At 69.4% G+C, this 22,161-nt stretch carries 19 protein-coding genes and 1 pseudogene; 9 read left to right on the top strand and 11 right to left on the bottom strand.

Annotated features, from left to right (window positions below; all coding sequences use genetic code 11):
• Window positions 1-6: 6 nt before the first annotated feature.
• The 8 genes from C7453_RS05405 to cysQ form a co-directional block, all read right to left on the bottom strand.
• Complete coding sequence (locus C7453_RS05405; RefSeq protein WP_245948805.1) at window positions 7-1,374, bottom strand: peptidylprolyl isomerase; 1,368 nt, start codon at window positions 1,372-1,374, stop codon at window positions 7-9.
• 28 nt (window positions 1,375-1,402) lie between these two features.
• Complete coding sequence (locus C7453_RS05410) at window positions 1,403-3,751, bottom strand: LPS-assembly protein LptD (RefSeq protein WP_371858456.1); 2,349 nt, start codon at window positions 3,749-3,751, stop codon at window positions 1,403-1,405.
• Window positions 3,751-4,860 (bottom strand): LPS export ABC transporter permease LptG, encoded by a 1,110-nt coding sequence (gene lptG, locus C7453_RS05415; protein WP_114726493.1) that lies wholly within the window; start codon window positions 4,858-4,860, stop codon window positions 3,751-3,753. The genes C7453_RS05410 and lptG overlap by 1 nt, the downstream gene beginning before the upstream one ends.
• Entirely contained in the window at window positions 4,857-5,996 is a 1,140-nt protein-coding gene (gene lptF, locus C7453_RS05420; RefSeq protein WP_245948806.1) for an LPS export ABC transporter permease LptF, read from the bottom strand. The genes lptG and lptF overlap by 4 nt, the downstream gene beginning before the upstream one ends.
• Window positions 5,997-6,261: 265 nt before the next feature.
• Complete coding sequence (locus tag C7453_RS05425) at window positions 6,262-7,710, bottom strand: FAD-binding oxidoreductase (RefSeq protein WP_114726495.1); 1,449 nt, start codon at window positions 7,708-7,710, stop codon at window positions 6,262-6,264.
• A 125-nt stretch (window positions 7,711-7,835) separates the two neighbouring features.
• Window positions 7,836-8,378 carry a hypothetical protein gene (locus tag C7453_RS05430; RefSeq protein ID WP_114726496.1) on the bottom strand — a complete coding sequence of 181 codons (543 nt, stop codon included), beginning with the start codon at window positions 8,376-8,378 and terminating at the stop codon, window positions 7,836-7,838.
• A 49-nt stretch (window positions 8,379-8,427) separates the two neighbouring features.
• The gene (locus C7453_RS05435; RefSeq protein ID WP_114726497.1) at window positions 8,428-9,399 is read right to left on the bottom strand and encodes an L-threonylcarbamoyladenylate synthase; all 972 of its coding nucleotides are present in this window, start codon (window positions 9,397-9,399) and stop codon (window positions 8,428-8,430) included.
• A 40-nt stretch (window positions 9,400-9,439) separates the two neighbouring features.
• Entirely contained in the window at window positions 9,440-10,240 is an 801-nt protein-coding gene (gene cysQ, locus C7453_RS05440; protein WP_114726498.1) for a 3'(2'),5'-bisphosphate nucleotidase CysQ, read from the bottom strand.
• Window positions 10,241-10,425: 185 nt separating this feature from the next.
• On the opposite strand from cysQ, the gene C7453_RS05445 reads away from it, so the two are divergent.
• From C7453_RS05445 to C7453_RS19745, 9 genes and pseudogenes are all read left to right on the top strand, one after another.
• A complete protein-coding gene (locus C7453_RS05445; RefSeq protein WP_114726499.1) occupies window positions 10,426-11,895 on the top strand; it encodes a leucyl aminopeptidase in 1,470 nt (489 codons plus the stop codon).
• Between the two features lie 30 nt (window positions 11,896-11,925).
• Window positions 11,926-12,375: a DNA polymerase III subunit chi gene (locus tag C7453_RS05450; RefSeq protein ID WP_114726500.1), complete on the top strand. Its 450-nt coding sequence runs from the start codon at window positions 11,926-11,928 to the stop codon at window positions 12,373-12,375.
• A gap of 90 nt (window positions 12,376-12,465) precedes the next feature.
• Window positions 12,466-13,320, top strand: a complete 855-nt coding sequence (locus C7453_RS05455; protein WP_114726501.1) for an aldo/keto reductase — start codon at window positions 12,466-12,468, stop codon at window positions 13,318-13,320.
• 70 nt (window positions 13,321-13,390) lie between these two features.
• Window positions 13,391-15,157 carry a hypothetical protein gene (locus C7453_RS05460; protein ID WP_114726502.1) on the top strand — a complete coding sequence of 589 codons (1,767 nt, stop codon included), beginning with the start codon at window positions 13,391-13,393 and terminating at the stop codon, window positions 15,155-15,157.
• Entirely contained in the window at window positions 15,154-16,104 is a 951-nt protein-coding gene (locus C7453_RS05465; RefSeq protein WP_141288706.1) for a hypothetical protein, read from the top strand. The genes C7453_RS05460 and C7453_RS05465 overlap by 4 nt, the downstream gene beginning before the upstream one ends.
• Complete coding sequence (locus C7453_RS05470) at window positions 16,104-16,658, top strand: hypothetical protein (protein ID WP_114726504.1); 555 nt, start codon at window positions 16,104-16,106, stop codon at window positions 16,656-16,658. The genes C7453_RS05465 and C7453_RS05470 overlap by 1 nt, the downstream gene beginning before the upstream one ends.
• Before the next feature lie 2 nt (window positions 16,659-16,660).
• A complete protein-coding gene (locus tag C7453_RS05475) occupies window positions 16,661-17,809 on the top strand; it encodes a hypothetical protein (protein ID WP_114726505.1) in 1,149 nt (382 codons plus the stop codon).
• On the top strand, window positions 17,806-19,317 hold the full coding sequence (locus tag C7453_RS05480) for an NADH-quinone oxidoreductase subunit D-related protein (protein ID WP_114726681.1): 1,512 nt from the start codon (window positions 17,806-17,808) through the stop codon (window positions 19,315-19,317). Before C7453_RS05475 ends, C7453_RS05480 begins: the two co-directional genes overlap by 4 nt.
• A 14-nt stretch (window positions 19,318-19,331) precedes the next feature.
• Window positions 19,332-19,772: pseudogene (locus C7453_RS19745) on the top strand (NADH-quinone oxidoreductase subunit B family protein); the annotation flags it as partial.
• Here the strand turns inward: C7453_RS19745 and C7453_RS05490 are convergent.
• From C7453_RS05490 to C7453_RS05500, 3 genes are all read right to left on the bottom strand, one after another.
• Window positions 19,664-20,638 carry a CDP-alcohol phosphatidyltransferase family protein gene (locus C7453_RS05490; protein WP_245948808.1) on the bottom strand — a complete coding sequence of 325 codons (975 nt, stop codon included), beginning with the start codon at window positions 20,636-20,638 and terminating at the stop codon, window positions 19,664-19,666. The pseudogene C7453_RS19745 and the gene C7453_RS05490 overlap by 109 nt on opposite strands.
• Window positions 20,639-20,643: 5 nt before the next feature.
• Window positions 20,644-21,321 carry a phosphatidylserine decarboxylase gene (locus C7453_RS05495; RefSeq protein ID WP_114726507.1) on the bottom strand — a complete coding sequence of 226 codons (678 nt, stop codon included), beginning with the start codon at window positions 21,319-21,321 and terminating at the stop codon, window positions 20,644-20,646.
• 74 nt (window positions 21,322-21,395) lie between these two features.
• The gene (locus tag C7453_RS05500) at window positions 21,396-22,121 is read right to left on the bottom strand and encodes a class I SAM-dependent methyltransferase (RefSeq protein ID WP_114726508.1); all 726 of its coding nucleotides are present in this window, start codon (window positions 22,119-22,121) and stop codon (window positions 21,396-21,398) included.
• Between the last annotated feature and the right edge of the window lie 40 nt (window positions 22,122-22,161).

The raw sequence follows: 22,161 nt of genomic DNA on the forward strand, positions 1-22,161 counted from the left end.
GGTTGGTCACACCTTCGACCGGATGTCGATGACGGCGCGGCGGCGCAGGTCGCGGTTCAACTGGCGCGAGGTCTGTTCCACCCGCTCGTTCATCAACTGATCCGCGATTTCGCTGGGGGTCTGCTGGGCGAAGTTCTTCTGCTGGCGCGCGCAGACCATCAGCACGGCGATACCGTCGCCCGAGACCAGGGGGTGGCTGGCCTTGCCGGGGGGCAGGTTGGCCAGGATCTGCTGCATCTGCGGATTGATGCGCTCCAGTTGCAGGTCACCGGGATTGGCGGGGCGCTTGTCGCCGTATTTGTGGTTCGCCGCTTCGAGGTCCGCACAGCTATGCGCGTTGGCGGCGAGTTGCTGGGCCTGTTGCAGCATGTCGCGCTGCTGCTCGGAGGGGGCCTGCGGATTGAGCGGCGTGGTGAAGGGCAGGTACGCCTGACGTAGCGTCAGCAGCGTGCCCATCTGGTGGCCGATGGTGCGGCGGCCGTTGAGCGTGGCGATGACATAGCCGCCGGCGACGCGGATCGGGTTGGAAATGGCGCCGTCGGGCATGGCGCGGGCGATGGCGACGACCTGCGGGTCCAGGCTGTCTTCCTGCACCCAGCCCATCATGCCGCCTTCCAGTGCCGTCTGGCTCTGCGAGAACTGGGCGGCGACGATGGGAAAGGGCGCGCCGTTGCGCAGTTCCTGGATGATCGTCTGGGTGAATTTCAGCTCATCTTCGGAGTGACGGGCGTCATCGACCGGGATGAAGATTTCGCTCATCAGATACTGCGTCTTGCCGTCTTCGTGGCGCAGGGCTTCCTCGCGCTGGGCGATCTCGGCGGCGGTGGTGCGTCCGCGCGAGCCCAGTTCCTCGCGCAGGACCTGCGACCAGCCCAACTGGACCCGGATCTGGTCGATCATGGTGGTCAGCGAGATGCCGTCCGCGGCCAGACGGTCGCGCAGGGCGTTGTGGGGCATGTTGTTGCGCCGCTCGATATCGGCGATCGAGGCGGCGATCTGCTCCAGCGGTACGTTGATGTGACGCGAGAGCATCTCCTGCTGCCGCAGGCGTTCGTCAATCAACTGCCGGACGATCTGCGGACGCAACCGGGTCATGAGGTCGTCGTTCAGGTTCAGTCCCGCGGACAGCGCGAACAGCCGGCCGCGATTGTCCACGTCACGCCGGGTCAGCACCGTGCCGTTGATGACGGCGACGATCGAATCCTGCGGGATCGACCCGTCGGAAGCCTCGGTGGCCGGCTTGGAGGCTGGCTTGGCCGCCGGGGCGGCGTCGGCGGGCAGCACCATGCCCGCTGTCCAGGCTGCCAGCCCGGCGGCTGCGATACGGGCCAGGAAGGGCGATGGGAATCCGGTCGGGGAAAGGCGGCGTCGCATTCTGTTCGGTCTCTCGCGCGTCGTCGGGTCAGCCATGGATACCAAAGGCCCCGATGGTCTTGAAGGTCAGGGTGAACATGACGGTCGAATTCCGCTGCTCGCCGCCGATTGAGGTATATTGCTTGATATACATGACGTTGAAGGCAAAACAGTCATTCTGATAGCCCGCATTGCCGCCCATGCTGACGAATTCCTTGCGGGACAGGCTGCGCCGGACGAAGCCCGAGAGGCTGTAGCCGCTCCAGTTCGTCGAGGCGCCCAGCGTCAGTTCGTTGGTGCGGACATAATAGGCGGCGGGCGGGCCGCTCGTCTGGAGGTTGGTGGCGTAATAGTAATACGGGGTCACCGGCTCGTAGACATAACCGCCCGTGATGCGGAAATGCTCGACGCCCGTGGAAAACAGCGCGTCGCCGAAATCGATGCGCCCGGCATAGGGGTCGACGCGGGTGCGGCCGGTGAAGTCGACATAGCGGTTGGGGGCGATGCGCGCCCTGGCGACCACGTCGGAGAGATGGTGGTTCAGCCCCGAATAGGGGATGCGGTTGTGGGTGATATGCTCCTGGACGCTCTCACCGACCAGCGTGTCGATTTCATGCCCGTCCCAGGTCCAGTTGGCATGGACGCCGAAATTGCCGCGCAGGCCGCCATCCAGCCTGTCGGTGCCCGGATAGCGGTTCAGCGCGAACAGGGTCGAGTCGGTGAACTCGTATGACAGGCTGTCTTCGTTGGGCATGTTGCGGGTGACGCTGTTGCCCGTGTTGGGGGCGGCGATGATCTGGGCGATCGGCTCCAGGATCTGGGTGCCGTTTCCATGCTGGAAGGAGCGCAGGAACGGCCAGTTCATCTTCAGTGCCACGGTCGGCAGGACCTGACCGGTGACCGCGGCGCGGCGGGTCGTCGTCAGGGCGTAAAGCGGCTGCTGGTTCAGGCTGGTGGCACGATGGATGGCCGATTCCAGATGCAGGGTCAGTTTCCAGAGCTGGCCCAGCCGGTTGCGGAACGGCCGGTCCCAGTTCGCCGAGATCTGCGCGCGCTGGTCCGACACGCCGTCATTGCGGTAGACGTAGAAATCATTGGTATCCAGCGACAGTCGGCCGCCCCAGGCGTCAGGCTGGCCGAAATAGCTGAACGCATAGTGCGGCAGCACCCAGGGCAGGTCGTTATTGCGGATGACGCCCTGGTTCAGGCCCTGATAGGCCTGTGCGTCGAGGCGGGAATAGGAACCGGTGCCGAACCCTTCGAGAAAGACGTTCGACGACAGCATTTCCTGCCCGTAGCCGGTCACCCGGTAGTCGCGCATGTAGTTGGCGGAGGTGGCGACGTTGATGTTCATCCCCGTTCGCCATTCCCGCGTGATCGAGGCCTTGCCCTGGGCGAAAAGGAAGCCCTGCACCCCATGTTCGTTGGCCGAGCCGACGGTGTTGCCGAACGTGTTGATATAGGCGCCCTGACGATGGGTATCGTACGCCAGGCCGGCCAGGATGTTCAGCGTGCCCCAGTTGAAGACGTTGCGGTACTGGCTGCTGACCTGCGGCCCGGTACGGGTGGAGAACAGCCCCTGGACGGTGAGGTCGGACTGGCCGTCGATCACCCAGTAATAGGGAATGGTGACGTAGGCGCCCAGATAGCGGTCGTGCGGCGTAATGCCTGGGGTGAGGAAGCCGCTCTGCCGCCGGACTGACGGATCGGACATGGAGAAGACCGGCAGGTACATGACGGGTATCCCGAACATGTCGAGATAGGCATCGCGGAACTCGATGCGCTTGTGCTCGGTATCGTCGATCGCGTCATAGGCCCGCAATTGCCAGAACGGCGGGCGGGTGGGATTCTTGGCGCAGATCTCGCAGGCGGTATACACCGCGCGGGTCAGGTCGTTGATGCGCGCGCCGGTACGGCGCATGCCGTTGGCGGCAAGCTTGGCGTTGTCGGCCATCAGCGCGTGCAGCCGCGTCATGATGCCGTCGCGCATGCCGTTGCTGAGTTCGGCATAGTCGCTGAACAGCACGGTGCCGTCCGCCTCGACGATCGCGACGTTGCCGCGCGCCGCCGCGATGCCGGTATTGCGGTCGTAGGTGACCGTATCGGCCCGCAGGACGTGGTCGTTCTGCCAGATCTGGACATTGCCCGACCAGGTGACGATCCCCTGCGCGTTGTCGTAGGACACCGTGTCGGCCTGGAAGGTCACCGGGTCTTTCTGGGAAACCGACGTGCCCGTGCCGACATGCACCGGACGGATCTGGGCATGGGCATGATGGACCTGGAACGCGGCGCCCAGAAGCGTGCCGCCCAGCATGCTGGCAGCCAGCAGCGTGCCGCGTGCCTGCGCGGATTTTCCCCCGATGGGGCGGTACAGGCAGCGAGGCAGGAGGATGGGCATCATCCGTCTTCTAGATGAAGCAATAGAGAAACTGCAAGGCAGAGACCCGCTCCGGTCGGGGCCCAGGCGGCCAGAATCGGCGGCATGGCGCCGGATTCCCCGAATTGCGCCGCGACTTTGGACACTGTGAACAATGCGAAGCCGGCGGCCACGCCGCCCCCGACCATGCGCGCTACCCCGCCGCGCCGCGTCGGGCGCATCGAAAAACCGGCCGCGACCAGGGCCATGGTGCCCGCCAGAATGGGCAGGGTCAGCAGCGACTGGAAATGCAGCCGGTGCCGGATGGATGAAAAGCCCGAGCGCTCCAGAAGCGCAATGAAGCCCGGGAGGGCCCACACCGACAGCGTGTCGGGCGAGGCGAAGCTTTCCTGCACGCGCGAGAGCGTCAGGTCGGTCGGCAGCGTGAACCGCCCCACCTGGACGGGCAGGCGGTCGGGCCGGATGGTATGGGTGTCGTCAAGCACCCATTCTCCGTCGCCCAGGTGCCCGCTGGGGGCTTCGACGCGGACGACCATGCGATCGGCCTCGTCCAGCCGGAACAGGCTGATGCCGCTGATCTGCAAGACGCCATCCCGCAGGTGCACGTTGCGGGCATGCAGGATCGCCACCCCGTGGGGTGTCAGGCCCTTGTCGGCCTGACGGATCCATAACGCGCCGTCGGCAAGGTTCAGCGGGCCGCCGCTGCGCAGATAGACATGGTCCAGGGTCTCGGCCCGGCGGTACATGATCGAGGAGAGGGGTGACAGGACGCCGGTGGCCAGGGCGCCGATCAGCAGGGCGCAGGCCAGCGGGCCGGTCAGGAACTGCCATGCCGAAATGCCGGCCGCCCGCGCCACGATCAGTTCGGAGGATCGGGTCAGGCGCCAGAAACAGACGATCCCGCCCAGAAGCACGCCGAACGGCAGGATTTCGATCGTGAAATAGGGAATGTGCAGGAGCGCGATCTCGCTGACCAGGCGCGTGGGGACATTCGGGCGCGTCGCGACCCGGCGCAGAAGGTCGATGAAATCGAACAGCGAGACCAGGCCGGTCAGCGACAGGATCATCGCCATGACCGCCAGTGTGAACTGCCGGGCGATGTAGAAGGAGAGCGTGACCGAGACGGTCATGGCCGGGGTGCCTGATCTGACGCGGGAGCCATGAGCGGCGCGGCCGTCGTCCGTTGCCGCAGGCGCCATTCGGGCAGGAACAGCACGATCGCGCACACGGCGCCGGGGACGATCGCCTCGACCCACATCAAGGGGACCAGGCCGGGATTGCGGCCGGCCAGATTCTGCACCATCAGGCTGAGCGCCAGCAGGCACACCACGCTCATGATCGCGGTGAACGGGCGCAGGATGTTGCCGTGCCGCGAGAACGTGCCGCGCAGCACGCTGACCAGTCCGATCATCGCGAACGAGAACGCGGTGAAGGGCGATGTGAGGCGCCGCCATGCCTCGACCGCGAACTTGCCGCGATCGCGGGCGGAGACCTCGTGCGGATCGGGATGCAGCAATTCATGCAGCGACATCTCGCTGGCATCGCGATAACGGATCTGTTCGCCTTGGGGGGCGGTCAGGTCGATGGTATTGCGGGCGAACGTCAGGACATTCAGCCGGCCGGTCCGGCGATCGATTTCCTGCCGGGACCCGTCGAACAGGACCACGCGGGGCTGGTCGTTGACGATCAGCATCGTGCCGCGCTCGGCCAGGATGGTGGAGGGATTGTCGGGCTGGCGGTCGTCCTCGACCATGATGCCGTGCAGCGTGCCGTCATGATCGCGGGAGCGGACATAGACGGTCATGGTGCTGGACAGGGGGGTGAAGACGCCATCCTGCAGCATGAAGGCCGCGATGCGGTTGCGGATCTGGAATTCATATTGCTTGAACGCGTGAAAAGCCTGCGGGACGATCCATACATTCAGGAGCAGGCAGAGCGTCACCGACGCGCCTGCGCAGAGAAGGCCGGCCCGCGCCACATGGAAGGGCGACAGGCCGGCCGCGCGCATGACCGTCAGTTCGCGGTCGGTCGCCAGGCGCTGATAGACGAACTGCACCACCACGAACGTCGTGATCGGCAGGATGATGGCGACGAAGGAGGGCACCAGCAGGCTGGTCAACCCGACGAAGACCCGCAACGACAGGCCGCGTTCGACGACCAGTGAGACGAAGCGCAGGGATTGGGTGAGCCAGATGAGGGCCGCGAGGCCGCCCGTTGTTGCCGCCAGTGCCATCAGGAGCTGCCGCAATACGTAGCGGTCGAGCATTGGCAGGTGCGCCCTTGACGGACGTCTTGTTGCGGATCGGGCGAACGACATAGGCCTGTGTAGCTCCCCGGAGGACGTGGTGAAAAGCCCTGCATCCCCGGTGTGATGCGACCCTTACGACTATCCGTTCTGCCGGTTCCCGTCCTTCGGGACGAGGGGCCCGGTTGAAGCGGGTTCCACCCCGATGGCTGAGTCAGCGCGGGTGAAGATGCTTGTGGAAAATTAAGGAACCGGAAATGTGCGGGCGTGACGGCTGGCGAGGCCCCTAGCCTGCGGGAGGAAACAGCGTTGCCGGGTTCATCAGCCCGCGCGGGTCGATCGCGTTTTTGATCCGGCGCATGGTGGCCAGTTCGGCGCCCCCGCGCCAACCTGGCATCATGTAGGGTTTCAGGCGCCCGACCCCATGCTCGGCCGAGAAGGAGCCATCCAGTTCGCGCACGATGGCGGCGACCGTATCCATGATCCGATGATCCTGCGCCAGGAATTCCGCCGGGTCCATGCCCTCGGGCTGCACCAGATTGAAATGGATGTTGCCGTCGCCGATATGGCCGAACGGCGCGGGGCGGATGCCCGGGATCAGTGCCGCGCAGGCGGTGCTGGCGCGGTCGATCAACTCGGGCACGCGGGAGACAGGAACCGAGACGTCGTTCTTGACGCTGGCACCAGCCCTGCGTTGGGCCTCGGCGTGTTCCTCGCGCAGTTTCCACAGTGCCAGACGTTGCCCCTCGCTTTCGGCGATGACGGCGTCGCTGACCGTGCCGGCTTCGAACATGCCGGCCAGGACGTCTTCCAGCACCGCGCGGAGGTCGGCATTGCGGCGCGGGGTTGCCAGTTCCACCAGCACGTAGGCCGGGGCGGCTTCGGCCAGCGGCAGGCTGGCGCCCGGCACCAGCCGCGTGACCAGGTCCATGCCGGCGCCCGACATATATTCGAACGCCTGGATCAGCGCCGGGTCCTGGTCGCGGAAGGCGGCGAACAGGGCCAGGGCCGCGCTGGCGTCGGCCACCGCGCACAACGCGGCCTCGACCGCGCGGGGTTGGGGCTGCAATTGCAGGATGGCCGAGGTGATGAAGCCCAGCGTGCCCTCGGACCCTACGAAGAGCTGGCGCAGCGCGTAGCCGGTATTGTCCTTGCGCAGCCTGCGCAGGCCGTTGAAGACGCTGCCGTCGGGCAGCACGACTTCCAGCCCCAGCACCAGTTCCCGCGCGTTGCCGTAGCGCACGGTATTGTTGCCGCCCGCGTTGGTGGCCAGCACGCCGCCGATCTGGGCCGAACCCTCCGACGAGATGGAGAGCGGCAGCATCAGGCCGGCGTCACGCGCCGCGTCCTGCGCCGCCTTGAGTGTAACGCCGGCCTCGATTTCCATGGTGTGGTCCAGCGGGTCGATCCGCCGGACGCGGTTCATCCGCGACAGGCACACCACGATGTCCCGCCCGCTCTCGTCGGGCGTGGCGCCGCCGACCATGCTGGTATTGCCGCCCTGCGGCACCATCGCGACGCCGGCTTCGGCGCAGAGGGCGACGGCCTGGGCCAGTTCGGCCGTGCCGGCCGGGCGCAGGACGGCTGCCGCACGCCCATGATAGAGCGCACGCCAGTCGGTGCAGTAGGGTGCGACATCGGAACTGTCCGTCAGGATGCCGGACGGCCCCAGCAGCGCCGCCAGACGGGCCAGCAGATCGGCGGTCGGGGGGGCGGAGGACTGGGAAGCGGTCATGACGGGGTTCCGGTGGCGATGGAGGATCGGCGTGGGAGGCGGTGGTGCCTGTCCTGAGGGTGCCTGTCTTGGGGCAGAATGGCGGGCGAGGCAATCTTTCGCACGCGCGCCGTCCGGTCCGCCGATCAGTTCAGGGCGGTCGTCCTGAACGGGACGGCGGGCACGTCCATCGCGCGGACCATGCCCATGCCGATCGCGCCGACGAGGGCGCCGACGGCGAAGGCCAGTGCGACGACCGAGCGCCGGCGCTGGGTAGGGCGCGCCCGCATGACGGACAGGGCGGCCTGCGTCTCGGCCCGGGCCTGCTGCGTCAGGTAGAGCTGCGATCGCAGTTCTTCATTGCGCGCCCGTGCGCTGCGCAGGTCGAGGTCGAGCCGGTTGACGCTTTCGGTCAGTTGCAGAATCCGCGTCCGCGCGGCCTGCATTTCCTCGGCGGCGGCCCCCGAGGCGGCGCGGGATGCGCGCGGGCGCGGCGGCGGGCGCGAGGGCGGGTTGGGCGCGAGCGCGGTAAACAGGTTCTTCAGTGCCCCGCCGGTCGTGCCGTTGCGGCGGGCGCGATTGCGGATGGCGTCCAGGGCGTTGGCGGACTGTCCCGGATGGTCTTCCAGAACCAGTGCCAGGATATCCGCCAGGATCTTCAGTTCCTTGGGATCGAGTTTGTCGCTCATGGCGGCGGATCACGAGGTTCGGGGCAAGCGGTTGTGGACGGATACGGCATCATGCGGGGCGTGGCGAGGCGGCGCGGCGGAGACGGTCGCGGATGGCCAGGCCCAGGCCGGCGCGGGGGATCGGCATCGCGGCGATGCGGGTCAGGCCACGTCGCGCGCCCTCACTGTCCAGAAAGCGCAGGCCCGCGAACAGGCGGGCCGCGGCTTCGTCCACCGTGCCCGAGGGGCTGAGATTCCAGACCAGTCCGGCTCCGGGCAGTTCCGGCCCGAAGGCCAGGAGGGCCTCGTCGGCGCCGACCTCCTGCGCGTCGAGACGGACGGGCAGGGAGGGCGCGTAGTGCGAGGCCATCCGGCCTGGAGAGACCGGCAGCGTGTCGGTGTAGTCGTCGGGATGCGAGATGGGGCCGCAGATTTCGGCCAGAGCCTCGATCGTGACGCCGCCGGGGCGCAGCAGCATCGGCGCGGTGCCCGTGAGGTCCAGCACCGTGCTTTCCACCCCGACCTGGCAGGGGCCGGAATCCAGCACCGCGTCGATGCGGCCGGTCAGGCCGCGCAGGACGTGATAGGCGTCGGATGGGCTGACCTTGCCGGACAGGTTGGCCGAAGGCGCCGCGACCGGGCGCCCTGTGGCGCGCAGCAGGGCGGCCGTGACCGTGCCGCGCGGTACGCGCACGGCCACCGACGGCAGGCCGGCGGCGGCCAAGTCCGAGATTGTGCCATCCGGTTGGCGCGGCAGGACCAGCGTCAGCGGGCCGGGCCAGAACCGGTCGGCCAGGCGGCGTGCGAGCTCATCGGCCACGGCCTCGGTGAAGGCGGCTTCGGCATCGGGGAAATGGCTGATCAGGGGGTTGAAACGCGGGCGCTCCTTCGCCGCGAAGATTCGGGCCACGGCGGTATCGCTGGTTGCGTCGGCGCCAAGCCCGTAGACGGTCTCCGTCCCGAACGCCACGAGGCCGCCTGCCCGCAGCAGTTCTGCCGCGCGGGAGATGCCCGCATCGTTTGCTTCCAGACGTTCCGTCATCTCCCGTCTACCCGCCCGTTTTGTCGCCGATCATAACGTGTCACGCGCCTGATGGCTCCCGCTTTCCGGCGCAGATGAAGTGCGGGTTGCGCCACGCGGGCTTGCCGTAGCGCAGCGGTTCGCCATCCATAACGGTGACGCTGCCGCCGGCGGCCTCGACGATGACCTGCGGGGCGGCCGTATCCCATTCCATCGTGGTGCCCAGGCGCGGATACAGGTCGGCCGCGCCTTCGGCCACGCGGATGAATTTCGCGGCGGAGCCGATATTGCCCAGATGGGCGATCCGCCGACCGCCCAGGAACGAGGCCAGCCGTGGGTCGTCGGCATAATGGCGCGAGGCCAGCACCGTCAGCCCTTCGGGAGGGACGGCGCGCGCGTGGATGGCGTGCGTGCCGTCCGCGTCGATGCGGCGGGCGCCGGTGGCGACGTGGCCGGCATAAAGCTGGTGGTAGGCCGGCAGGGCGACCGCCCCGAGCACGGCGCGACCGTCGCGGACCAGGCCGATATTGACGGTGAAATCGTCCCGGCCGGCAGCGAACTCGCGCGTGCCGTCCAGCGGGTCGACCAGCCAGAAAATATGGCCGGCCTCGACGCGTACGCCGGCGGCGGCCTCTTCCTCGGCGATCACGGGGATAGCGGGCGCGAGAGCGCGCAGGCCGGCCAGGATATGGGCCTCGGCGGCATGGTCGGCTTCGGTCACCGGGGACGAATCGGACTTCGTCACGGTCTCGAACCCGCGCGCACGGATCACGCGGATCAGTTCGGCGGCCTCGTCGGCCAGCCGGGTCGCGAGATCCAGCAGCATATCGTCGCCGGGATGAAGCAGGGAGGAACGGTTCATGGGTTCATGGAATTAGCTTACTCGCGGCCGCGCGTCATGCGCCTTTTCTTGTGTCCCCGGCCTTTCGGCGGCATCGCGCGGGGGCCTGCTTTGGACAGATGGGCCGGCATGCGGCATGCTGCGGCACCTGTTCCGGGGCCAGGGTGCCACCCTGTCCGACCGATCGTTGCGGAGTATTCAGCGCCATGTTGCAGACCGGCTTTTCCGACGTCACCCTTCCCGTCGATGGTGTTCTGGCCATCCTGGTGCCTGAGGATGGGCCACGGCCGGCGTCCTATCTCGCGGCCGACCGGGCGACTGGCGGCGCGCTGGAGCGCGCGGTCGCGGCGGCGTCGTTCGTATTCGGTGCCGGCCGGACCTGCATGCTGCTGGCGCCGGGGGGCGGGCTCGACCGGGTTCTTCTGGTCGGCCTGGGCAAAATTGCCGAGATCGGTGCCCTGACCGTGGAGAATGCGGCGGCTGCTGCCGTCACGGCGCTGGGCAAGCTGGCCACGACCGCGCGGATCGCGGCCGATGGTGTCGCGCCCGAGTTGGTGGCCCATGTGGCCCAGGGGGCGACGCTGGCGGCCTTCCGCTTCGACAGCTACCACACGCGGCTGACCGAGGATGCGCGCTGGCGCCTGACGGAGGTCACGATCCTGACCCCCGACATTGCCCTGGCGGAGGCTGCTTCGGCGGACCTGCTGGCCGTGGCGCGGGGGGTCTATCTGGCCCGCGACCTGGTCAGCGAGCCCGCGAATGTGCTGCGTCCGCCCGAATTCGCGACCCGGATCGAGGCGTTGCGCGATCTGGGGGTCGAAATCGAGATCCTGGATCGCGACGCGATGGCCGAACTGGGGTTCGGTGCGCTGCTGGGCGTCGCGCAGGCCAGCGATGCGCCGCCGCGTACTGTGCTGATGCGCTGGAACGGCGCCGGAGACGATTCCGCGCCGCTGGCCTTCGTCGGCAAGGGCGTGACCTTCGATTCCGGCGGCATCTCGATCAAGCCGGCCGGCGGCATGGAGGAGATGAAGACCGACATGGCCGGTGCGGCGGCCGTGGTGGGGCTGATCGCGGCGCTGGCCGGTCGCAAGGCGCGGGTCAATGTAGTGGGCGCGGTCGGGCTGGTGGAGAACATGCTGGCCGGCAATGCCCAGCGTCCGGGCGATGTGGTGCGGACCTGTTCCGGGCAGACGGTCGAGGTGATCAATACCGATGCCGAGGGGCGGCTGGTACTGGCCGACGTGCTGTGGTACGTGCAGGAGCGCTTCAAGCCGCGCCTGATGGTCGATCTGGCGACGCTGACCGGGGCGATCGTCGTCGGGCTGGGGCATGAATATGCCGGTCTGTTCTCCAACGACGACGTGCTGGCCGGTCGGCTGGCCGCGGCGGGCGACGAAACGGGCGAGCTTCTGTGGCGCATGCCGCTGTCGGATGCCTACAACGAGGCGCTGCGCTCGGATATCGCCGATTTCAAGAATGTCGGCGGCCGGCCGGGCGGTTCGATCACCGCCGCCAAGTTCCTGGAGCATTTCGTCAACCGCGTGCCCTGGGCCCATCTGGACATTGCCGGCACCGCCTGGGCCAAGAAGACCGTGCATTGCACGCCCAAGGGGGCGACGGGCTTTGGCGTGCGCCTGCTGGACCGCTTTGTGCGGGAAAATCACGAAGGGTGATGCAAGACTGAGGCGGGATCGCGGCGCACCATGGCGGAGATCGGCTTTTATCACCTGACGCGGACCAGTGTGGACCAGGCGCTGCCTGCTCTGCTGGGCCGGACGCTGGAGGCCGGGCGGCGGGCCGTGCTGCGCTGTGGCGATGTGCAGCGGGTCAAGGCGATGGATGAGGCCCTGTGGCGCTCCACCGATCCGCTCTGGCTGCCGCATGGCAGCGCCGCGATGGGGCATGGGCCGTTGCAGCCCATCTGGCTGACGGCGGGAGAGGACGTGCCGAACGGGGCGACCTACCTGTTCCTGACCGATGGGGTGAACTGCCCCGACGCTGCCGCGTTCGAGCGGGTGTTCGATCTGTTCGATGGTGGTGACCCGCAGGCCGTGGAAGCGGCGCGTCGGCGGTGGGCCATTGCCCGCGAGGCCGGGCACACGCTGGTCTACTGGCGGCAGCAGGCGAAGGGATGGAGCCGGGGAGGCCGCTGAAAGACGGCTTCGGACGCGCCGATCCGCTGCTCGAACATCACCAGTCTCCGGGACGCCTGTCTTGGGAACTTGCGAGGAGGACCGTGCAGCATGATGAATTCCGTCACGTTTCCCGGTGGTACGCACCTGCCGGCGTTGGGGATGGGCACCTGGGCGCTGGGTGATCGTGCCGAGCGGCGCGCGCAGGAGATCGCCAGCCTGCGTTTGGGTCTGGATATGGGGCTGCGGGTGGTCGATACCGCCGAGATGTACGGCGCCGGGCGGTCGGAACGGCTGGTGGGTGAGGCGATCGCCGGGCGGCGGGACGAGGTTTTCCTGGTCACGAAGATCCTGCCGTCCAACGCTTCGCGTGCCGGGGTGGCAGCGAGTTGCCGGGCGTCCTTGCGGCGGCTGGGTACGGACCGGATCGATCTGTACCTGCTGCACTGGCGGGGTGCCGTGCCGCTGGAGGAAACGGTGGGGGCCTTCGAGCAGCTTAAGAAGGAAGGGCTGATCGGCGCCTGGGGCGTGTCGAATTTCGATATCGGGGACCTGGACGATCTGGCGAATGTTGCCGCGCCGGACTCCTGTGCCGCCAACCAGATTCTCTACAGCCTGGATTATCGCGGGGTGGAGTTCGATCTGCTGGAGGCGGATCGGCGGCGTGCCATCGTGACCATGGCCTATTCGCCACTGGGGCAGGGCGGCGACCTGCTGCGCCAGCCGGTGTTGCAGCGGATCGCGGGAGAGTACGAGACTAGCCTGGGGCCCGCCACGCCCGCCCAGGTGGCGCTGGCGTGGGTGCTGCGGCAGCCTGGAATGCTGGCGATCCCTAAGGCGGGCAGTCCGCAGCATCAGCGCGAGAATGTCGCGGCGACCGAATTGGTGCTGACACAGCATGATCTGGAAGCGATCGACCGGTCGATCCCGCCGCCACGCCGCAAGGTCCCTCTCGCCATGATCTGAACGGCGTGGTTTGATGCGGGTTCGATCGGACCCGTGATTCGGGGATGGGGCCATCCTGCCGCTGTTTCTCATGCTTGTGCTGTCGGTGCTGCTGCTGGACGGCCTGATGCCCCGGTTCGCGGTGCCCCAGGCAGCGCGGGCGGGGTGGGGGCTTGCCCTTGTGCTGGCGCTGGTGATGGCTTGCCTGCCGCCTGGGTCGGCCCTCACAGAGGGCTATCCGGCGGGGTTGGCGGCCCTGTTGCGGGTCGATGCGCTTTCGCTGCCCTTCGTGATGTTCCTCTCGATGGCCGGTCTGGCCTCGGGGGCGCGGGCGCCTGTGCTGGCGGGGGCGGCGCTGACGGTCGGTACCGGCAATCCTGTCCTGTTCAGTCTCGGCGCGGCGGGGTTGTTGCCCCTCCTGCGCGCCCAGGGCGCCGTGCCGCGTGGCATGGTGGCCTGGGGGAGTGCCGGCGTCGCGGTGGCGACTGCCCTGCTCTCGGGTTCGGGTGGCTGGCGGCTGATCGTGCTGCCGCTTCCTGCTCTGCTGGCCGCTGCGGCGTTGATGGGGCTGTCGCTGCGGCCGCTGTCCGGCGCGCGGCATGGGGCGCCTGCCGGGGTGGCGCATCTGGCCGGGCTGGTGACCGGACTTTGCCTTGCGATACGGATGCTGGTCGACTGGCCGGTGGGGGCGGTCGGCGCCATGTGGGGCGGTGGCCTGGTCGTTGCGGGGCTGGCGCTGGCGCTGACGGGATGCTGGCGAGCCCTGGGGGCGCGCGATGCCGGGCGGGTGGTGGCCGGCATGTTGAATGGATGGGGCGGCATGGCGCTGTTGCTGGTGGGGCTGGTGGTCACCGGGCGCGCCGATGACCTGCCGTTGCTGGCGCTGGGGGCTTTTCGTGGCCTGATGCTGCTGACGGGTGGGGTGGGGTTGGCGTTTCTGGCCGCCATCCTGACCCTGGCGCAGATTGCCGAGGCCGCGGGGTCGCTGGGGCTGGCGCGTGTCGGTGGGCTGGCGGCCCTGATGCCGAAGGCGTCGGCCATGCTGGCTCTGGCGCTGGCCGGGATGTGTGCGCTGCCGCCGTCCGGCGGGTTTGCCGTGGCGTGGCTGCTGGTTCAGTCGCTGCTGGCGCTGCCGCGCGCCGAGGGGCTGGCGGGGGCGATGCCGCTGCTGATGGTGCTGGCCGGCGTGGGGCTGGTCTGTGGGTTGCTGATCCTGGCGGCGGTGCGCCTGTTGGCCTGCGTGGTGCTGGGCCGCCCGCGCACGCCGCGTGCGGCCGGTGCGACCGACCCGGTATCGGGGCGGCTGGCCGTGCCGGCTGCCTGCCTGGTTGGGGCCGTGGGCGTGGTGCTGGTGCCTGGGGTCTGGTTGTGGCTGACGCGGGGGGCTGGCTGGGTTGCCGCCGGCCTGCAGGGGCCGATTCCCTCTGGCGCGCGACCGGACTGGCTGGCTCTTGCCGCACCGGGTGGTGGTGGCGTGCTGTATCCGGTTGGCATCGTCGCGCTGCTGGCGCTGGCGGGCGCCCTGGTGCTGGCATTGTCGCGCCTGGGGAACACGGTGCCGTCGCGCCCGGTGCCGGCCTGGATGGAGGGGGCGCCGCCATCGCCGCCCTGGATGCCGTTCGGCGAGCCGGTGGCGCAGGCCGGGCCGGCGCAGTTTGCCGGTATGCTGATGTGGGGCATGGGGCGGCGTTCGGTATCGCGGGGTATCTGGCGGGTGATCCGCAGGGTTCGGGTTGGCGGGAGTCGGGCATCGGCGCTGATGGAGGCCGGGGTGGCCTGGGTGTCGCGCCACGCGATGGGGCTGGTGCTGCTGTGGTTGGCCGTGGCGGCGCTGCTCCGGATATGGGGCCATTCGTGATGATGTCGTGGGTGGTGATTGTGGCGGTCGGGAGTGTGCTGCTGGCCGTGCATCTTGTGCTGATGGTCGCGTGTGCGCCCGTCGTGCGGGGGGGGCTGGTGGCTGGCGTTGCGCGGGTTGGTGGCGGGGGGTACCTGTCGGTGCTGGCGCGCTGGCGGCTGATCCTGTCCTGCGCGCGCCGGCATGGGGTGCGTGCGGCCGGCGGGGCGGAGATCGTGCCCGCGATAGCGCTGGCGATCGCACTGGCGGCCTGTCTGCTGGTGCCTTCCTTCGCGCTTGGTCTGCCGGGGGCCGGACTTTCGGACCTGTTGACGGTATCGGGCCTGCTGGTGCTGGCCCGCCTGCTGCCGCTGCTGGCGGGGTTGGAGTCGGGTGGCGCACGGGCCGGGCTGACGGCGGCCGGCGACACGGCCGCGCTGGTGGTGATGCAGGCGGTTTTTCCGCTGGCAGTGGCCGCGGCGGTGATGGCGACCGGGCACGGGGGAATTGACGCCTTGCTGACGCGCCTGCGCGAGCCTGACATGGGGAGCGGGCGAGTGTCGGCCATGCTGTTGGCCGTCGCCATGCTGCTGGCCGGGCCGGATATCGGGCCGGGCGATGAGGCGCGCGCGGTGGAGCGGATGGTCGATCTGGGCGGGCGCGGCCGTGCCGCCATGGAACTGGCGCGGGACCTGGTGCTGATGGCCTGGATCACGCTGGCGGGCGACCTGGCGTGGCCGGGAGGGCTGGCGATGCCGCAGGAAGCTGGTCTGTTGCCGGCGGTGGCGTCGCTGCCGGGTGCCATTGTGGCGTGGCTGGTGCGGACGGGGGTGATCTGTGCCGGAATTGTCGTGGCGCGGGTGGTGGTGATGGGCTCGGTGCGGGGAACGCGCGGGCGGCTGGTGCTGGCGCTGCTGTTTGCGACGCTGGCGGTGGTGGTGCTGTTCGCGGACCAGGAGGGCGTGTGATGGCATCGCCGCTTCCCGGTCTGCTGATCGCGGCCTCTGTCGTGCTGTCGGGCCTGCGTTGGGCATTGCCCTGGCAGGCCGGGCTTGTGGTCCTGACGCTGCTGGCGGGGGCGCTGGATGTCGGCGCTCCGGTGCGGCCCTGCTTGGCGGCGCTGTTCGTGGTCGCGGGGACGGCGGCGCTCGTCTGGGGGCTGGCGCGGCTGGAGGATCGGGCACCGATGCCGGGGGAGCGGATATCGGGGGTCGGTGGTGGCCTGATGCTGACGATCCTGGCCGTGCTGGCAGTGCCGCGCGGCCTGGTCGATGCCGTGAGCCGGCCGGATCTGATCGCGGCCCTGGTGGCTATTCTCTGCGGTGTTCTGGCTGCTGCGATTCGGCGTTCGGTGGTGGGGCAGTGCGCGGGGCTGGCGGGGGCCGTGAATGGATTGCTGCTGCTGGCCGGCCTTGGCGGGCGCGACGCGGTGCTGGCGGGGGCGGTGGCCTTGCAGGCGGCGCTGCTGCTGGTTGCCTTCGTCTGCCTGCGCCGAATTGCCTGGGGGCGGGAACTGACGTGAGCATGGCCGCCGTTTCGTCCCCGATGCTGTCGCTGCCGGTGTTGATGCCGCTGGTGCTGTGCTGGCCGTTCCTCTCGATGGGCGTGCTGGCCGCCTGTTCGCCGGCTTCGGCGCGGGCGGCGGCCATCGGGCTTTCGGCGATCGGGCTGGTGCTGGCCGTTCTGGCGGTGACGGCGCGGAGCGTCTGGCCGGCTACGCCGTTTGCCGTGCCGTCTGGTCCGCTGGGGCTTCTGCTGCCCTTGCCGCTGGTGGCGCTGTTCGTGGCCAGCCTGTCGGCCGAGGCGGCGCCGGCCCGGCGGGGAACGCGCGTGCTGATCCACGGGCTGGCCGGCGGCGCGGTTGCCGCCACCGCGTGCGCAGATCCGCTCTCCGGCGCCGTTGCCATCGGCGGGGTGGCGATGCTGGTGGCGCTGGCGACCGCCGTGACGCGCGGAGCGGCGCGGGCGGGGTGGGATCTTTTTCGCCTTAGCCTGTCCGGCATCCTGCTGGCGGTGCCCGGTGCCGCGCTGATGGCGGCGTCTGATGCGGCGGGGCGGCTGGAGGGGCTGGGCGGCCTGTTGCTGACGGTCGGGCTGGGGACCGTGGCGGGGCTGGGGCCTGCCGCGCCGGTCGTGCTGGCGGCAGGCGATGCGGGGGGGGGCATGGCCCTGGCACCGGTCATGACCGCCGTGCCGGTGCTGCGCCATCTGGCTGAAGGCCCTGACCGGTTGGGGGTGATGGCGCTGGGGCTGGTGACGGTGTGGCTGATGGCGCTGTCCATCCGCGTTGCGTCGGCGGAGCGGCGTGGCCGGCTGTCGGTGGGACTGATGATCGGTCTGGGGGCGATGGCGGCCGGGGCCGGTGGGGGCGCCGGTCAGGCGGGACTGGTGGCTCTGCTGCTGTCGGTCGCCCTTTTGGCGCGGCAGGATGTGGCATTCGTTCGGGGGGCGCCGCTGGTCCATGCGCCGTTCCTGCCGTTCGGGGGCGTTGTGCTGACGCTGGTGGCGCTGTGCGATGCGGCGCCGCTGCTGGTGTTTCCGGTGGCGGTTGGTGTGGCGGTCGGCAGTCCGGGGCCTGTTGGAAGCGCCTTCCGGGCAGGATGGCTCGGGCGGGGCGTGGCGGGGGTGCTGCTGGCTGGTCTGGTGGTGTTGGTGCTGTGGGGCTGGCGATGACGGTTCGTGCCGACGCCGATCCGTTGCCACGGAATGCCGCCGGGCTGATCCGGCGCGGCGAGGCTGAAGCGGGTGCGTGGCGCTTTCGGCTGGATGAGGACGGCTGGCGGGATATGGCCGAGGCCCTGCGGCATGATCCGCTTCCGTTCGTGACCTTGTGGGCCGACGGGCGGGATGTGCATGCCCTGTTCCTCGATGGCGGGGAACGCCCGCTGGTGGCGAGTGTCGAACCCTATGGCGGCCGGTATCTGGGGCTGTCTCCGGTGCGTCCCGCCGCCGCGCCGTTCGAGCGCTGCATGCAGGATCTGTGGGGATTTTCGGCGATGGACGCGCGGGATTCGCGCCCATGGCTGGATCAGGGGCTGTGGAGTGCGACCTGGCCGTTGAGCGACCGGCCTGGCCCGGTTGCCTGGCCGCCTGAGCCGCCGGATTTTCGGTCGGTGCCGGCGGAGCATATGATTCTGGGCAGCGGGCCGGCCGATGGCGGGCATCATGCGCCCGGTCATCTGCGGCTGGCGCTGGATGGCGGAGGTGTGGTCGGGCAGGCGGAATGGCGTCTGGGTTATGCGCATCGCGGTGTGGTGGCGCGGTTGCCGGGGCTGGATGCCGATGGAGCCGTCCGCCTGGCCGGGCGGGTTGTCGCGGGTGCGTCGGTCGCTCATCAATCGGCGCTGTGCCGGGCGATTGAAAGCGCGATGGGGCAGGCAGCCGATATCGCCACGACGCGCTCGCGCGTGTTGCTGGCGGAAATCGAGCGGGCGGCGACCCATCTGCTTGATCTGTCGCGCGTGGCGCGGCCGGCCGGGGCGGCGGCGCTGGCGGCGGAATGCGAGCGGGTGCGCGAAGCGATTCTGGAGCGATGTGGCCGGGTCGGCGGCCATCGGCTGCTGATGGATTGCGTCAGCCCTGGGGGCGCGGGTGAGCCGGCGATGGACGATGCGGCGGCGTCCATGGCGGTCGGGGTGGCGGATCTGCTGGAGTCGGCTCGGGACCGGCTGGTGCGGTGTCGTGCCTGGCCGGGGCTGGAGATGCGCATTGCCGGCGTTGGTGTGCTGGAGCAGTTGGTGGCGCGGACGCTGGGCGTGGGCGGCGTGGTTGGCCGGGCGTCGGGTCGCGAAGAGGATCTGCGTCGGCTGGTGCCGGGCTATCGGCGCGAATGGCTGGATAGCGGAGTGCGGCGGGGTGGGGATGTGGCGGCGCGCATCGACCTTCGGCTGGCGGAACTGGGCAGCGTCGCACGGGTGTTGCGGGCGGCGGTAGGCAGCGCGCCGGCTGTTGCGCGGGCGCTGCCGGGTGTTGGCGAGGGCGTGGGCTATGCAGAGGGGCCGCGTGGGGCGGTCTGGTATTGGGTCCGGATCGTGGACGGGCGCATTGCGGCGGCGCATGTGTGCGACCCGGCGCTGGCGCAGGCCAGTGCGCTGGAGCATGTGCTGGTCGGGGCGCAGGCCGAGGATGTGGCGATGATCGTGCGCTCGTTCGGTCTGTCGGCCGCCGGTGCGGATCTTTAGGCGGGGGACGGGGCTTGGCGCTGCTGCGTGCGATCTTGACGCGGGGATTCCGGCCCGCCATCCGCCTGCCGGCCGTGGGGTCGATGGCAGTGTTTCACGTGGATACCGGTGGGTGTGAGGGATGCGCGATGGAGGTCGCGGCGCTGGATGGCGCGGCCTATGCGTTGCCCAGGGCGGGTGTGCGGTTCGTGACGACGCCGCGCCTGGCGGATGTGCTGCTGGTGACCGGGCCGCTGACCCGCGCCATGGCCCCGGTGCTGGAGGCGGCATGGCATGGCATGCCCGACCGGAAGGCCCTGGTCGCTGTGGGGGCCTGCGCGATCGACGGTGGTCCGTTCGGGGAGAATTATGCCGTTCTGGGCGGGCTGGAGGGGCGGGCGCCGCTGGATGCGTCGATCCCCGGCTGTCCGCCTTCGCCTGCGGCCATCGTTGCCGGGCTGGCAGGGCTGCTGGGGGCGTCGGGACCGTCTTCCTCGGCCTGAAGGGCCAGGGCTTCCTGCTTCAGGCGGTGGAAGCTGCGGCGGCTCAGGGGCAGCAGGGCGATATACATGACGCCGGCGGCGGCCAGCGCGCCCCATGGGTCGGCGACCAGCACGGCGGCATAGGCGCCGGTGCCCAGCATCAGCGGCAGCACGTAGGCCGATGGAACCTTGAAATTCTTGAACGACCAGACGGGCAGCGTGGAGACCAGCAGGAACGCGGTGCCGCTGAGCGTCAGCGCCGGGAGGATGGGCAGGCGGGTCATGTCATAGAGCTGGTTCCAGCCCAGCTTGTGGGCCTCCAGGCCCAGGAACAGCGGAAACAGCGCCAGCCCCGCGCCGGCGGGGGCGGGGACGCCGGTAAAGAAATTGCTGGCGTATTTGGGCTTGTCGGTGTCGTCGAGGCTGGCGTTGAAGCGGGCCAGACGCAGCGCCATGCACACGGTGAACATGATGCAGGGCAGGTAGCCGTAGCGCCCGGCGTCGCGCAGCGCCCACAGATACAGGACGAAGCCCGGCGCCACGCCGAAGCACAGGAAGTCGGACAGGCTGTCGAATTCCGCGCCGAAGCGGCTGGTGCCGCGCAGCAGGCGGGCGATCCGGCCGTCCAGCCCGTCGATGCAGGCCGCGATCAGCAGGGCCACCGCCGCGTCGCCGAACCGGTCGTCCAGCGCGAAGCGCATGCCCGTCAGCCCCGCGCACAGGCCCAGCATCGTCATGATGTTGGGAATCAGCCGGTTGAAGGACGGGCCGCGAACGCGGGGCCGTCGCCTGCGGATCAGCCGGCGCCGCCGCCGGGGTGCGGCGGGGGCGGAGGAAGGGGGGATGTCGGGCAGCGCCATCGGGATCAGAGACGCGCCATGACCGTTTCGCCGCCGATCATGGTCTGGCCGGCCGTGACCAGCGGTTCCACGCCCGGCGGCAGGTACAGGTCGGTGCGCGAGCCGAAGCGGATGAGGCCGAAGCGCTCGCCGGCCTCGTAGGTCATGCCTTCCTCGGCGTCGCACAGGATGCGCCGGGCGATCAGTCCCGCGATCTGCACCACCGCCAGGTTGCGCCCGTCTTCCAGCGTCAGGCGCAGGGCGTTGCGCTCGTTCAGTTCGGACGCCTTGTCGAGGCTGGCGTTGAGGAACTGGCCGGGATGGTAGGCCACGCGCGTGACGGTTCCGGCGGCGGGCATACGATTGACGTGGACGTCCAGCACCGACAGGAAGGTGGCGATGCGCCAGACCGGTGCGTCGCCCATGTCCAGCGATGCGGGGGGGGCGATCTTTTCCACCGACACCACGCGGCCGTCGGCCGGGGCGACCGCCAGGTGCGGGTCGGCCGGGGGCACGCGCTCCGGGTCGCGGAAGAAATAGAGGCAGAAGCCGAAGAACAGCCCCGCCGCGCGGCTCAGCCAGCGGGCCGGGCGCCAGGGCAGGAGCCGGGCCGCCACCGCGGTGGCGCCCGATGCCAGAAGAAAGGGACGGGCTGCCGGATGCGGCCGCGCGAGGACGAGCTTGATGGACTGGATCAGGGACATAGGCCGAGCTTCATGAGGTTTGTGGGGAGGTGGGTCAAGCGTGGCGGCCAGTGTGGCACGGATCGGAGGACTGGTCAGCCGGGTTCGTAGATCCGTCTTGGCGCGCGGATCAGGGCAGGGGCGGTGACGGCCGGAACACCGGACCAGACATCCTTCACCGCCTCGATGACGAAGACGCCACCCAGTTGCGGGAGGAGCATGTGGCCCGCATTTTCGGCCAGTGCGGCGGCGCGCCGATGTCCGGCCCCCAGCGGCGGCATGAACAGTGCGCCGTCATGGCGTTCGGCGCACAGGAAGGCCTGCGACAGGCGCCGCGCGATCTGGCGGGTGGAAAAGGGCTCGCCCTGGCCGAAGGGCGTGTCGTCGGAATGCGCCCACCAGCCGGCGCGGTTGGGTACCACCAGCAGCAGGCGGCCATGATCCTTCATGACTTTCCAGACGGAGCGGATCAGTGCGTCGGGCCGCTGGGTGACTTCCAGCGCGTGGACCATCAGCACCCGGTCGAAGGACAGGTCGGGGAAGGGCAGGCGGTCTGCGGTGACCACGCAGTCGCGTATGCCCTCGGGCGTGAAGGCGGGGGCTTCGCGCGTGACGGGGGTGTTCAGGCGTGCCGATATGCAGGGCGGGCCGTCCGGCCTGGTCCAGAGCGGCAGGAAGGGTTGGGTGTAGCCCAGCCCCAATATCCGGTCGCTGCCCGTGCGGGGCCAGAAAGCCTGCATGCGGTGCCGCAGCAGGCGGGCGGTGTTCTCACCCGCTCCGCTCGCATAGAATCTGGCCGCGGTGCAGATATCGTCTTGCATCACGCCTGATTAGCACAAACTGTTGGAAAAAGCCGGGATG

Origin of the sequence: Gluconacetobacter liquefaciens (assembly GCF_003350405.1) — a bacterium.
GTDB lineage: Bacteria > Pseudomonadota > Alphaproteobacteria > Acetobacterales > Acetobacteraceae > Gluconacetobacter > Gluconacetobacter liquefaciens.

Coding starts and splice junctions, on each gene's coding strand:
- C7453_RS05405 (WP_245948805.1), bottom strand. CDS start 1,374: ATGCGACGCCGCCTTTCCCCGACCGGATTCCCATCGCCCTTCCTGGCC.
- C7453_RS05410 (WP_371858456.1), bottom strand. CDS start 3,751: ATGCCCATCCTCCTGCCTCGCTGCCTGTACCGCCCCATCGGGGGAAAA.
- lptG (WP_114726493.1), bottom strand. CDS start 4,860: ATGACCGTCTCGGTCACGCTCTCCTTCTACATCGCCCGGCAGTTCACA.
- lptF (WP_245948806.1), bottom strand. CDS start 5,996: ATGCTCGACCGCTACGTATTGCGGCAGCTCCTGATGGCACTGGCGGCA.
- C7453_RS05425 (WP_114726495.1), bottom strand. CDS start 7,710: ATGACCGCTTCCCAGTCCTCCGCCCCCCCGACCGCCGATCTGCTGGCC.
- C7453_RS05430 (WP_114726496.1), bottom strand. CDS start 8,378: ATGAGCGACAAACTCGATCCCAAGGAACTGAAGATCCTGGCGGATATC.
- C7453_RS05435 (WP_114726497.1), bottom strand. CDS start 9,399: ATGACGGAACGTCTGGAAGCAAACGATGCGGGCATCTCCCGCGCGGCA.
- cysQ (WP_114726498.1), bottom strand. CDS start 10,240: ATGAACCGTTCCTCCCTGCTTCATCCCGGCGACGATATGCTGCTGGAT.
- C7453_RS05445 (WP_114726499.1), top strand. CDS start 10,426: ATGTTGCAGACCGGCTTTTCCGACGTCACCCTTCCCGTCGATGGTGTT.
- C7453_RS05450 (WP_114726500.1), top strand. CDS start 11,926: ATGGCGGAGATCGGCTTTTATCACCTGACGCGGACCAGTGTGGACCAG.
- C7453_RS05455 (WP_114726501.1), top strand. CDS start 12,466: ATGATGAATTCCGTCACGTTTCCCGGTGGTACGCACCTGCCGGCGTTG.
- C7453_RS05460 (WP_114726502.1), top strand. CDS start 13,391: ATGCTTGTGCTGTCGGTGCTGCTGCTGGACGGCCTGATGCCCCGGTTC.
- C7453_RS05470 (WP_114726504.1), top strand. CDS start 16,104: ATGGCATCGCCGCTTCCCGGTCTGCTGATCGCGGCCTCTGTCGTGCTG.
- C7453_RS05475 (WP_114726505.1), top strand. CDS start 16,661: ATGGCCGCCGTTTCGTCCCCGATGCTGTCGCTGCCGGTGTTGATGCCG.
- C7453_RS05480 (WP_114726681.1), top strand. CDS start 17,806: ATGACGGTTCGTGCCGACGCCGATCCGTTGCCACGGAATGCCGCCGGG.
- C7453_RS05490 (WP_245948808.1), bottom strand. CDS start 20,638: ATGGCGCTGCCCGACATCCCCCCTTCCTCCGCCCCCGCCGCACCCCGG.
- C7453_RS05495 (WP_114726507.1), bottom strand. CDS start 21,321: ATGTCCCTGATCCAGTCCATCAAGCTCGTCCTCGCGCGGCCGCATCCG.
- C7453_RS05500 (WP_114726508.1), bottom strand. CDS start 22,121: ATGCAAGACGATATCTGCACCGCGGCCAGATTCTATGCGAGCGGAGCG.